The organism is Streptomyces laculatispora (genome assembly GCF_017353455.1).
Classification (GTDB): domain Bacteria; phylum Actinomycetota; class Actinomycetes; order Streptomycetales; family Streptomycetaceae; genus Streptomyces; species Streptomyces laculatispora.
Genome location: NZ_JAFMPZ010000177.1, coordinates 1 through 11,445 on the forward strand (window position 1 = coordinate 1; position 11,445 = coordinate 11,445).

The window sequence follows — 11,445 nt, forward strand, 5'->3', positions numbered from 1 at the left end:
GCCCAGCAGCACGGCGGCCCCTACCCGGCCTCCACCTCCACCTCCACCTCGGTCGGCGCCACCGCGATCGAGCGCTGGCTGCGCCCGGTCAGCTACCAGACCACCCCCGAGGCCCTGCTCCCGCCGGAGCTCCGCGAGGACAACCCGCAGGGCCTGCCGCGCCGGGTGGACGGACGCCGCGCATGACCCTTCGAATTCCCGAACTCCCCTTCGGCCTCGAACCGTTCGGCCCCGCGGCCGGGTGGAGCTACCAGGACGGCACCCTGACCGCCCGCGCGGGCGCCCGGCAGGACCGCTTCGTCCCGCCGGGCGGCGCCGCCGCCCCGGAGGGCGACTTCCAGCTGATCGCCCGGGTGCGGGTCGGCTTCGCCGCCGCCTTCGACGCGGGGGTCCTCTACCTCCACGTCGGCGACCGCGAGTGGGCCAAGATCTGCCTGGAGCTCTCCCCGGACCGCCCCACCATCTGCACCGTCGTCACCCGTGGCCACTCCGACGACGTCAACTCCTCCGTCGTGGACGGCGACAGCCACTGGCTGCGGCTGAGCCGTACCGGCAACGCCTTCGCCTGCCACGCCTCCGCCGACGGCGAGAAGTGGACCTTCGTCCGCGTCTTCGCCCTGGGCACCCCGGAGCAGGCGGCCGCCGCGTCCGTCGGCTTCCTGGTCCAGTCACCCACGGGTGACGGCTGCGAGGCCTCCTTCGACCGGATCGCGTTCCGCCCGACGGGCCTCGCCGACCTCCGCGACGGCAGCTGACGCGAGCCCCGCCGCGGGCTCGTCCGTGCCGCGTGGTGCTGTCCTGACGGACCTGCACCACGCGGCACGACCACAGGCGGCGGCGCACCCCCGGACGGCCGCCGCGCAGAGGGCAGGTGGCTTCCCCGCACGACCGCCGTCGTACCCTGCCGGGAACCGCTTCACCTCAGCCGTCGACCGGGAGCCCCGCGTGAGCGATCAGCCTGGCCCGCAGACCAAGAAGCCCTTCCTGTACGTCGTCGTGTGCGCGGCCGGAATCGCCGGCGACGTCCCCGAGCTGATCACGGCCGCCCAGCGGGCGAACTGGGACGTGGGCGTCGTCGCCACCCCGCAGGGCCTCGGCTTCATCGACGCGGCGGCGGTGGAGGCCCGGACCGGCTACCCGATCCGCTCGGCCTGGCGCGCACCCGGTGACCCGCGACCGCTCCCGCCCCCCGACGCGATCGCGGTGGCCCCGGCCACGTTCAACACCATCAACAAGTGGGCGGCCGGAATCTCCGACACCCTGGCCGTGGGCATCCTGTGCGAGGCGTACGGCCTGGGCATCCCCACCGCCGTCCTCCCGCACCTGAACTCGGCCCAGGCCGCGCACCCCGCGTACCGGCTGAGTCTGGACCGGCTGCGCGCAATGGGCGTCATGATCGGCTCGTACGAACCCCACTCACCGAAGGCCGGCGGCGGGGCCGGCCGCTTCCGCTGGGAGGAAGCGCTGGAACTGCTCACCCCGAGGCTGTCCGCGCAGGCCTGATCAGCAGCGCCGTGATGATGCCACCTGGTAGCACCTGGTGCTACCGCGGTCGCTATGAGTCCTGGTGGCCCTCAAGATGCCGGTGAACAGAGTCCGTATCGTCGGCGGACGAGCGCTCCGCGTCCTGCGGGGAGTCGAGCCGCTACCACGGACCGAACCAACTCCCCTTCGCAGTGCAAAAATTACGTCCCCGACCCGGCAACCCCCGGCTCCCCGGCGACGACAACAGAGGGACAGCGGCCGCCAAACGGACGCACCGAGCCGCGTTCGAGCCGCTCAGTACAGCACCCTCCCCGCACGTCGTCGTACCGAAGGGACATCATGCGCACCCACCTCCGCACCCGGAGCCGCAGCCTCACGGCCCTCGCCGCCGGAACAGTCGCCGTCGTCGCCGTCGCCATGCTTCCGGGCTCCGCCGGGGCCGCCGAATCCGCCCCGGTGGGCTACGGGGCCGGCACGACCGGCGGCGGCAGCTCCTCCGCCGTGACCGTCACCAGCCTCGCCGCGTTCAAGACGGCCGTCACCGGCACCGCCGCCAAGACGGTCAAGGTCAGCGGGATCATCTCGCTGAGCGGCCAGGTCGACGTCGGCTCCAACACCACGGTGCTGGGCGTCGGTTCGTCCTCCGGGTTCACCGGTGGCGGGCTGCGCCTGAAGAACTCGACGAACATCGTGATCCGCAACCTCAACATCAGCAAGCCGGTGGCCCCCGCCGACGGGATCACCGTGCAGAAGTCCACCAAGGTGTGGATCGACCACAACACCTTCTCCGCCGACCGCGACCACGACAAGGACTACTACGACGGTCTGCTCGACATCACCCACGCCTCCGACCAGGTCACCGTCTCCTGGAACACCTTCAAGGACCACTACAAGGGCAGCCTGGTCGGCCACAGCGACAGCAACGCGAGCGAGGACACCGGCCATCTCCATGTGACCTACCACCACAACTACTTCAACAACATCAACTCCCGTATCCCCAGCCTCCGTTTCGGCACCGGTCACTTCTACGACAACTACGTCGTGGGCGCCTCGACGGCAGTGCACTCCCGGATGGGCGCGCAGATGCTGGTGGAGAACAACGTCTTCCGCAGCACCGGGGTCGCCATCACCACCATCCCCGATCGCCGGCGGACCGGGCCCCGCCCCACCGGGGGGGCACGGTCCGCCATCTCGGGCCGGGCGGCGCCGCGTTGAGCACGCCCGAGGGTGGACCCGGCCGCAACCTCCGGACGGCCCGGCGCGTCCTCTTCACCATGATCCGAACTGCTACGCCCGCCGATCTCGACGCGATAGTCCACCTGCACACCGAGGCGCGCGCCACCTACTACCGAGGCCACCTCCCGGAGGAGGAGTACGCGGGCTCCGAGGAGGTCGGCCGCAGCCGGGACGGCTGGGCGCGCGCCATGGACCGCGACGACGCCACCGTGCTCTGCGCCGAACGGGACGGCGTCCTCGCGGGAATCGCGGCCCACTCCGTACGCGACGGCGTCACGCACCTCACCCAGCTCCATGTGGCACCGGCCCACTGGCGCGAGGGCATCGGGACCGGGTTGCACGCCGCGTGTGTGGCGGCCTGGCAGCGGGACGGGGTGCTGGAAGCCCGCCTGGAGGTGTTCGTCCACAACACCCGCGCCCAGTCGTTCTACGTGGCCCACGGCTGGGCCCCCGATCCGGCACGCCCCCGCGCGGGCACCCATCTGGTGCTGCGCCTGGCGGTTCCGGCCGCCCCGCACCCGCCGCGCTGACCGGCTCCCCGGCGTCACTGAGTCCCGGCGCCATTGGGACCGGAGCCGGGCCCTGGGGCCCATGACGGTGGGTCCCAGGGGGAAGTCGTCATCCCGGGCACGGGCTGCGTAGTTGGGGGAACTGGGCATGTCTGCGATTGGTGGCATATCCGCGTACGGAGGCGTCGGGCCGGCACCCGGATCCGGGCGGCGGGCACTGCCGCGCGCCATGGGTGCGGCCCGGTTGCTGCTGCACGTCCTCTTCGGTGCGACGCTGCTGGGAGCCGTCGGCCTGTTCGGCTCCGCGCTCGCCGCCGATGCGGTGGACGGTGTCGTCCTCGGATTGCTGCTGTACGGGGCCGTTCCGGGCGTCGTGGGGTGGCTGCTGTCGCGGCGCGTGTGGACCGGCGGCAGGGGCGTGTGGGGCGGACTGGTCGCCGTACAGGTGTGGTTGATCCTCGGTGGCGCCGCCAATGCCGTCGACGGATCGGTGCACGGCTTCACGCAGGTGTTCCTGCCGGTGCTCATCCTGGTGTTCCTGACCCGGGCGGAGAGCCGTGCCTGGTTCCGCATGCCGGAGCGGGAGCGGGAGAACCAGCCGGAGTTCTCCTTCGCCCACATGATCACGTGGCGTCGCGACCGGGGACAGTCCTCCCTGGAGTACCTGGGACTGGTCATGGTCGTCGTGGCCATCATCGGTGCCCTGCTGCTGAGCGGTGTGGGCGGCCAGATCACGGGCCGCATCCAGGCCGCGATCTGCTCGCTCACGGGCACGTCCTGCCCGGCGGCGGGCACCGGCAGCGACTCGGTGAACGCGGGTGACTCGGCCGGTGGCGCGGACGTGGGCGGTGCGGATGCCGGTGGTACGGATACGGGTGGTGCGGATACGGGTGGCGCCGACCCGGGCGCCACGGTCGTCGGCGGCGCGGACGGGGGCGGCGCGTCCAGCGGCACCGGCGGGTCGACCGGCACGGGCGGGGCGAGCGGAACCGGCGGCACGGACGGCAGCAGCGGCGGTGCGAACGGCGAAACCACCGACGGCAGCACGACGACCGGCGGGACGGGCGGCTCCTCCGACTCCGGCTCCTCCGGCGGCAGCGACTCGGGCGGCAGTGACTCCGGTGGTGGCGACTCCGGTGGTGGCGAATCGGGTGGTGGCGAATCGGGTGGTACGGCCGGTCCCGACGGGCCCGGCACGGACACCTATCCCGAGACCGCCGCCGAGCCCGAGGCCGAGTACGACGACGTTTCCGCACCCGGCGAGGACGACGCGGGGGACTCCGGCGAAGGCGGCGGGGAGAAGAAGGAGGACTGCGGCGGCTGGGGCTTCTTCGGCTGCGCCTGGGACCGCGGAACGCAGGTCGTCAAGGGCGTCGCCGTGGACGGTGTCTGGGGCGATGTGACCGGGGTCGTCGACCTCTTCAAGCCCTCGACGTGGTCCGGCATCGCCGACTACGGCAAGCAGCTCGGCAGTCAGTGGATGGACGACACCAAGGACGCCGGGAACAAGTGGAGCAAGGGCGACTACTTCGGCTCGGCGTGGGACTACGGCAAGGCGTCGTTCAACACCGTGGTGAAGGTCGGCGACGACATGTTCGTCGGCGACGACGTGCGCGAACGGTGGAACAACGGGCAGAAGACCCGGGCCGTCACGGACGTCGTGTGGAACGTCGGGTCCCTCTTCATCCCCGGGTACGACGTCGCGAAGGTCGTCGGCAAGACCAGCAGGCTCGGCAAGATCGGCAAGATCGCCGCCGATGTGGCGGAGGCCGCCGAGGACGCGGGCAAGGCGTCGCGCAGGGCCCGCAAGGCCGCCGAGGCCGGAGATGTCAACGGCGCCCGCAAGGCGGCGAAGGAGGCCGACGACGCGGCGGACAAGGCCGAGGACTCGGCCCGCAAGACCGGCTGCACCATCGCTTTCGGCCCCCTGACCCGCTACGCGGGCTCCGGTGTCGCCGGGGCCGGGACCGGAGTGCTCGCCGCGGGCCCGCCGGACCGTGTGGTCCTCGCCGACAGCGGTTGCGACAAGGAGGCCGAGGCCAAGGCCAAGGAGGCCCGCGACCAGGAACGTGCGGCCTGGACGGACAAGAAGCGCGCCGAGGAGAAGGACCGCGCCGCCAAGGCGCTGGAGAAGAAGAAGCCGTGGCCGGACGCCAAGCGCAACGACACCTCCGACCCGCGCAACTACAACTCCCCGGACTGGGCCAAGGACCTGAAGGACCGGGAGCTCGGCTCCGCCGACGCCGGCGACGGGTACTGGGGGAGCCGCGACCGCAACCCCAAGCCCAACTGGAAGAACGAGTCCTGGCTGCGGTACCAGGAACAGATCACCGGCACCAAGCGCGGCAACGAGTACATCGTCGCCAACCCCAAGGAGGGCAAGCCGCCGGTGGAGTACGACGGCTGGGACTCCGGCCGGCAGACCTTCCTGGAGGCGAAGAACGGCTACAAGAGCTATCTGAAGAAGGGGGACAGCGGAACGCTCACCGACTCCGGCCGGGAGAAGTTCATCAAGGAGGCGGCGGAGCAGGTGAGCGCCTCCGGCGGGCGTGCGGTCGAATGGCACTTCTCCGACCCGGACGTCGCCAAGGCGGCCCGGAAGGCGTTCCGTGACAAGGGACTTCCGATCAAGGTCGTCTACAGCAAGCAGAACCCGGCCAAGAGCACCAGGAAGCCCGGGGCCTTCGACTGAGGTCCGGCCCGCAGTCCTCCGCGTACTGGGTGGACGCGGGCGTCGCGGCCATGCGGCGGGATGTCGCAGCTGTGGTCGCGCGCCCGCCAGGGATCACGGGACATCCCTTAGCCTGGGCGCGCCGGTCCGCACGTGCGGTTGCGGGCGGGACCTACGACGGCTCACAACGGTGGAGGCAGGACATGCGACGTGTGGTGCGGGGCTTCTGGGGACCCCGGAAGGAGTCGATCCCGGAGCTCGCGGGTCGCTGGAAGACCATGCTGGACGCGCTTCCCGCACTGCTCCCGGCGGCGGGTTCCGCCCCGGCGGGGCAGCCGTGGACCTGGACCGAGCACCACGGGTCCGGCCGTCCCACGCAACTGCGGCCCGATGAGGCGGAACTGGGAGCCGCGCTGCAGGCCGATCACGACTCCCCGCAGACCTCGGACGGGGCCGGCCTGAGCCTCACGAGCAGGGGCGGGCCGGGCTGGGAGATCGAAATCTCCGGACGGGGCGGCGGCGAATCGGAGTACGTGACCCAGGCGGTCGTGCTGACGGTGCTCTCGCCGGACGGCGCCGAGGTCCCGGAAGCCGCGCTTCTCGCACTGATCGCGGACGTCTGGCAGCCGGACATCGGCGATGTGACCGACGACGACCTGCTCGACGCCCTGGAGGACGACGCGGGCTATGACTACACGCTTTCCCAGCTGTGCGTCGGCCGGCTCGGCTACCTCTCCCCGGGGCGTGCGGCCCTGGTCCCCGACGGGGTGGGCGTGGCCCGCGAGGAACCGGCCGGAGAGGGCGTGCTCCTCGACATCGCACCGCCCGGGGACATCGAGGCCGTCGTGGACGCCTATGTGCGCCTCCGTGACGCCGGTGCGCTGGAACCGCTTCCCCGTCCGATGAACCGGACCTACCTGTAGCCGGACCTTCCCGCAGCCGGGCCTTCCGGGTGCGGGCCTCCCGGTGCGAGGAGGAGAGACCCGGGGAATGACCAGGGCCCGGACAAGCGTTCCCCAGGGAGCGGAGGGTCCCTCCGTGCTGCGTGAGCGGCCGCCCCGAGAGCCTGGAGAGAAGAAGAGTCATGCGCGTCGAGATCTGGAGCGACATCGCCTGCCCGTGGTGCTACATCGGCAAGGCCCGTTTCGAGAAGGGCCTGGCGGGGTTCGCCCACCGCGACGAGGTCGAGGTGGTGCACCGCTCCTTCGAGCTCGACCCGGGGCGTGCCAAGGGCGACACCGTGCAGGTCATCGACATGCTGGCGCAGAAGTACGGGCGTGCCCCCGAGGAGGCGCGCTCCATGGAGGCGAACGTCGCGGCCAACGCGCACGCCGAAGGGCTCGGCTACCGCGCCGAGGGGCGCGACCACGGCAGCACCTTCGACATCCACCGGCTGCTGCACCTGGCCAAGGCCCGCGGCCGTCAGGACAAGCTGCTGGACCTCGCCTACCGGGCGAACTTCGCCGAGGAGCGGTCCGTCTTCGACGGTGACGTACTGGTCGAGCTGGCCGTCGAGGCCGGTCTGGACGCCGACGAGGCGCGCGCGGTGCTCGCCGACTCGCAGGCGTACGCGGCCGAGGTGCGGGCCGACGAGCGGGAGGCGTCCGAGCTGGGTGCCAACGGAGTGCCGTTCTTCGTGCTGGACCGGCGGTACGGGATCTCCGGCGGCCAGCCCGCCGAGGTCTTCGCCCAGGCCCTGGAGCAGGCGTGGCAGGACCGCCCGCTGACCGCGATCGGCGGGGACGCCGCGGCGTGCGACACCGACGGCGCGTGCGAGGTTCCGTCGGCAGGCGGCAACGGCTGACCTCCGGTCGCCTGCACGCATAAGCATTGCTTGGAGATACCCCTTAACTATGCGCGATTGACTATGAGTTAAGGGGGCTTCAGGCTGGGCGCATGATGATCTCTTCGCTCAGCCGTGCGGTCGACGCCGAGTTCGCGCCGGAGACCGCTTATCTCAACACCTCGAGCTGCGGGCTGCTGCCCCGCCGGACCGTCGACGCGGTGAAGGCCCTCGCCGAGGAGAACGCCACGGGCCGCCGGGACGGTGCCGGTGACTTCGAGGCGGCGGACAGGGCCAGGGAGGGCTTCGCGCGCCTCGCCGGTGTGGGGGCCGGCCGGGTCGCGGTCGGCAGCTCGGTCGCCGTCCATGTCGGGCTGATCGCCTGCTCGCTCCCGGCCGGGGCCGAAGTGCTGGCGCCCGAGGGGGAGTTCAGCTCGGTCGTCACCCCGTTCGCGGTCCGCGAGGATCTGCGGATGCGGTACGTCCCGCTGGCGGAGCTGGCCGACTCGGTGCGCCCCGGGACCGCGCTCGTCGCCTTCTCCGCCGTGCAGTCGGCCGACGGCCGGCTCGCGGACCTGGCTGCGGTGCGGGCCGCGGCCGCCGCCCACGGGGCCCGTACGCTCCTGGACGCCACTCAGTCCGCGGGCTGGCTGCCGCTCGATGCCGGGGCGTACGACTACACGGTCGCGGGCGGCTACAAGTTCCTGCTCTGCCCGCGCGGCGCGTCGTTCCTCACCGTCACCGAGGAGGCGCAGCAGTCCCTGCGGCCGGTCTTCGCCGGGTGGGTCAGTGCCGAGGACCGGTGGGGCAGCACCTACGGGCCGGTCGCCGAGCTCGCGCCCGACGCCCGCCGCTACGACGAGCCGCCCGCGTTCCTCTCGTACCACGGTGCCGAGCACTCCCTCGCGCTGCTGAACGAGATCGGCATCGATGCCGTTCACGACCACGCCACCGGGCTGGCGGCCCGCTTCCGGTCCGGTCTGGCCGGGCTGGGGCGTGTGGCGGTGCCGGGGGAGACGGCCGTGGTCGCGGTGCCCGGACTCGGGGACCGCGCGGCGGAACTGGAGCGGGCCGGGGTGATGGTCTCCAACCGGGCCGGCAATCTGCGGGCCGCCTTCCACCTGTACAACACCGAGGCCGACGTGGACCGCGCACTGGACGTACTGTCCGGCTGACTCCCTGACTCCCTGACTCTCGCGGGCTCTCCGGCGCCCGCGAGTGCGGTCAGCCGTTCTCCGGGCAGTCAGCCGCCTCCCGGCAGAGGTTCCCCTCGACCTTGGCCAGCAGCCGGGCCAGCTCCTCGCGCTCGCCCCTGTCCAGGCCCGCGAGGGTGTGCTCCTCCAGATTCGTCCAGGCCCGCTCCACGTCGGAGAGCAGGGCGCAGCTGTTGTCGGTGGCCTCGACCAGGACGGCCCGGCGGTCGGCCGGGTCGGGGCTGCGGCGGACGTGTCCGGACTGCTCCAGGCGCTGGAGCATCTTGGTGACCGTGGACGGATCGAGATCGACGGCCTTGATCACCTCCGACTGGCGCACCGCGCCCGCGTCCCAGAGGTACATCATCAGGAATTCCTGGCCGGGGTAGAGGCCCGCGCTCTTGAGCAGCTTGCCCGCCGCGATCCGGTGGAGCCGCGCGAGGCGCGACACGGCATGGCTGACCGGGCCGCCCCGGGCGGCGCTCGGCAGCTCGGTACAGGCGGGGTCGGACGTCATCGGGACTCCTCGGGATGGTGTGCGGCGGGCCCCCGCGGCGGTCGCGCCGCGGGTACCGGGGCTTCCCCACGACTTTACCTTGGTCGGCCAAGTAATGCGCTACAGTGGCACGCGTCGCAGATACTTGGCCGACCATGTAAATCTTCGGAGGCTCTCCATGACCACCGCATTCGATCCGCTGGACCTGGCCGGCGCACAGCTCGCCAACCGCATCGCCCTGGCACCGATGACCCGCAGCCGGGCGGGCGAGGGCGGTATACCGACGGAGCTGACCGCCGAGTACTACGCCCAGCGTGCCTCGGCCGGGCTCGTCGTCACCGAGGGCGTCCAGCCCTCGGCCGTCGGACAGGGCTACCCCGGCACACCCGGGCTGCACAGCGACGGACAGGTCGCCGGCTGGCGCAGGGTCACCGACGCCGTGCACGACAAGGGCGGCACGATCTTCGCGCAGCTCCTGCACGCCGGCCGCATCGGCCACCCGGTCCTGCTGCCCGACGGGCTCACCCCGGTCGGCGCCTCCCCGGTCGCGGCGTCGGGGCAGGTCTTCACCCACGAGGGCCCGAAGGACTTCGTCACCCCGCGCGAGCTGACCGGCACCGAGATCCGGGCCACCATCGCCGACTTCGTGACCGCCGCGCGCAACGCGGTGGACGCCGGGTTCGACGGCGTGGAGCTGCATGGTGCCAACGGCTACCTGATCCACCAGTTCCTCGCGCCCAACTCCAATCTGCGCACCGACGCCTGGGGCGGCTCCGTGGAGGGCCGCATCCGGTTCGCGGCCGAGACGGTGCGCGCCGTCGCCGCCGAGATCGGAGCCGCGCGCACCGCGATCCGGATCTCGCCCGGAAACCCGTTCAACGACATCGACGAGCCCGCGCCGGAGGCCACGTACCGGGCGCTGGTGCAGGCCGTCGAACCGCTCGGGCTCGCCTATCTGCACATCGTCGAGGGCAAGGCCGACGACCGCGCGCTGACCGGGACACTGAGCAAGGAGTTCAACGGCACGCTCGTCCTCAACCCGGCGAGCGAGGGTCCGACCGGACCCGAGGCGCTGGCCCTGATCGAGGAGGGCGTGGCGTCGGTCATCTCGTACGGAGCACTGTTCCTGGCCAACCCGGACCTGCCGGAGCGGCTGCGGGCCGGCGGCCCCTACAACGCCGCGGACCGGGCGACCTTCTACGGGGGCGACCACCGCGGCTACACGGACTACCCGGCGCTGGGCGCGTGAGGACCGAACGGCGGCCGACCGCCGCGGCCGGCTGACCGGTGACGGATCGTCGTCAGCGCCGGCCGGGAGGCGAGGGCGGCGAACTGGTTCTCCCACCGGTAGCGGTCCGGGGCCACGGCTACGGCTGCGGGTTCTCCTCCAGCGGTGCCCCGTGCCACTTCCACGAGGTGACCCGCTCACGGCCCGGCAGATCCGCGCGGCCGGTGGACCACAGCAGTACGGTCCACCGGTCACTGTCGTCCGGGGCGTCCGGGAAGAGCCGGGCCAGCACCCGGTCGCAGAGGTCGGCGGGCGGCGTCCAGCCGACGCCGAGCCCCGCCGCGAGGTCATGGGTGTGCACCAGGGTCTCCACGATGCCCATCGCGGCGAATCCCTCCGCGTCGGAGATCCCGTAGCTGTGGTGGGCGCGGACCTCCGGGGCCGTCGAGCGGACCATCGCCGCCAGCATGGACCCGGTGGCCTCCAGTGCCTGCAAGAGGCCCGGCGTACCGGCCGCCGGGTCGGCGAAGATCGCGTTGGCCGGTCCGCCCTCGCGGCGCACGGCCCAGTGGAACGGCACGTCCCGGTCCAACGGCGGCGACTGCGGGCCCAGTTGGCCCGCGTACGCGAAGAGGTCGTCGCTCAGATGCTCCACGGTCTCCCAGCAGGTCCAGGTGAGCGTCCCCGCCGGGGTGTGCCAGTCGGCCGCAGGGGCCTCCTTGAGCGCGGCCACGGCCAGCCGCACCGCAGACGTCACATCGTCCGCCGTGACCGGCAGCCGCGCCCCGGTCAGCAGCGCCCGCTCACGCGCACTGCACTCCACGCAGAACTCGTTGCCCTCCGG

General features: G+C 72.2%; 10 protein-coding genes and 2 pseudogenes. 10 read left to right on the forward strand and 2 right to left on the reverse strand.

Features of this window, described 5'->3' with window-relative positions; all coding sequences use genetic code 11:
* The 9 genes and pseudogenes from J1C73_RS10230 to J1C73_RS10270 form a co-directional block, all read left to right on the forward strand.
* A pseudogene (locus tag J1C73_RS10230) lies at positions 1 to 186 on the forward strand (aldehyde dehydrogenase (NADP(+))); the annotation flags it as partial.
* Positions 183 to 755, forward strand: a complete 573-nt coding sequence (locus J1C73_RS10235) for a DUF1349 domain-containing protein (protein ID WP_207316053.1) — start codon at positions 183 to 185, stop codon at positions 753 to 755. The pseudogene J1C73_RS10230 and the gene J1C73_RS10235, both read left to right, overlap by 4 nt.
* A 190-nt stretch (positions 756 to 945) precedes the next feature.
* Entirely contained in the window at positions 946 to 1,503 is a 558-nt protein-coding gene (locus J1C73_RS10240) for a flavoprotein (RefSeq protein WP_207316054.1), read from the forward strand.
* Between the two features lie 321 nt (positions 1,504 to 1,824).
* Positions 1,825 to 2,619, forward strand: a pseudogene (locus tag J1C73_RS10245) (pectate lyase family protein); the annotation flags it as partial.
* 140 nt (positions 2,620 to 2,759) lie between these two features.
* Complete coding sequence (locus tag J1C73_RS10250; RefSeq protein WP_207316056.1) at positions 2,760 to 3,251, forward strand: GNAT family N-acetyltransferase; 492 nt, start codon at positions 2,760 to 2,762, stop codon at positions 3,249 to 3,251.
* A 127-nt stretch (positions 3,252 to 3,378) separates the two neighbouring features.
* The gene (locus tag J1C73_RS10255; protein ID WP_207316057.1) at positions 3,379 to 5,922 is read left to right on the forward strand and encodes a Tox-REase-5 domain-containing protein; all 2,544 of its coding nucleotides are present in this window, start codon (positions 3,379 to 3,381) and stop codon (positions 5,920 to 5,922) included.
* 182 nt (positions 5,923 to 6,104) lie between these two features.
* The gene (locus J1C73_RS10260; RefSeq protein ID WP_207316058.1) at positions 6,105 to 6,824 is read left to right on the forward strand and encodes a hypothetical protein; all 720 of its coding nucleotides are present in this window, start codon (positions 6,105 to 6,107) and stop codon (positions 6,822 to 6,824) included.
* A 161-nt stretch (positions 6,825 to 6,985) separates the two neighbouring features.
* Complete coding sequence (locus J1C73_RS10265) at positions 6,986 to 7,705, forward strand: DsbA family oxidoreductase (RefSeq protein ID WP_207316059.1); 720 nt, start codon at positions 6,986 to 6,988, stop codon at positions 7,703 to 7,705.
* A gap of 92 nt (positions 7,706 to 7,797) precedes the next feature.
* On the forward strand, positions 7,798 to 8,859 hold the full coding sequence (locus J1C73_RS10270) for an aminotransferase class V-fold PLP-dependent enzyme (RefSeq protein ID WP_207316060.1): 1,062 nt from the start codon (positions 7,798 to 7,800) through the stop codon (positions 8,857 to 8,859).
* 49 nt (positions 8,860 to 8,908) lie between these two features.
* On the opposite strand, the gene J1C73_RS10275 is transcribed toward J1C73_RS10270, so the two are convergent.
* On the reverse strand, positions 8,909 to 9,394 hold the full coding sequence (locus J1C73_RS10275) for a MarR family winged helix-turn-helix transcriptional regulator (RefSeq protein WP_207316061.1): 486 nt from the start codon (positions 9,392 to 9,394) through the stop codon (positions 8,909 to 8,911).
* A gap of 157 nt (positions 9,395 to 9,551) precedes the next feature.
* Between J1C73_RS10275 and J1C73_RS10280 the strand changes: the two genes are divergently transcribed.
* Entirely contained in the window at positions 9,552 to 10,622 is a 1,071-nt protein-coding gene (locus J1C73_RS10280; RefSeq protein WP_207316062.1) for an alkene reductase, read from the forward strand.
* Between the two features lie 118 nt (positions 10,623 to 10,740).
* On the opposite strand, the gene J1C73_RS10285 is transcribed toward J1C73_RS10280, so the two are convergent.
* A partial coding sequence (locus tag J1C73_RS10285; protein ID WP_207316063.1) for a maleylpyruvate isomerase N-terminal domain-containing protein occupies positions 10,741 to 11,445 on the reverse strand: 705 nt, incomplete at its 5' end.

Bases quoted from the DNA above. Each gene is read 5' to 3' on its own strand.
- J1C73_RS10235 (WP_207316053.1), top strand. From the start codon at position 183: ATGACCCTTCGAATTCCCGAACTCCCCTTCGGCCTCGAACCGTTCGGC.
- J1C73_RS10250 (WP_207316056.1), top strand. From the start codon at position 2,760: ATGATCCGAACTGCTACGCCCGCCGATCTCGACGCGATAGTCCACCTG.
- J1C73_RS10255 (WP_207316057.1), top strand. From the start codon at position 3,379: ATGTCTGCGATTGGTGGCATATCCGCGTACGGAGGCGTCGGGCCGGCA.
- J1C73_RS10260 (WP_207316058.1), top strand. From the start codon at position 6,105: ATGCGACGTGTGGTGCGGGGCTTCTGGGGACCCCGGAAGGAGTCGATC.
- J1C73_RS10265 (WP_207316059.1), top strand. From the start codon at position 6,986: ATGCGCGTCGAGATCTGGAGCGACATCGCCTGCCCGTGGTGCTACATC.
- J1C73_RS10270 (WP_207316060.1), top strand. From the start codon at position 7,798: ATGATGATCTCTTCGCTCAGCCGTGCGGTCGACGCCGAGTTCGCGCCG.
- J1C73_RS10275 (WP_207316061.1), bottom strand. From the start codon at position 9,394: ATGACGTCCGACCCCGCCTGTACCGAGCTGCCGAGCGCCGCCCGGGGC.
- J1C73_RS10280 (WP_207316062.1), top strand. From the start codon at position 9,552: ATGACCACCGCATTCGATCCGCTGGACCTGGCCGGCGCACAGCTCGCC.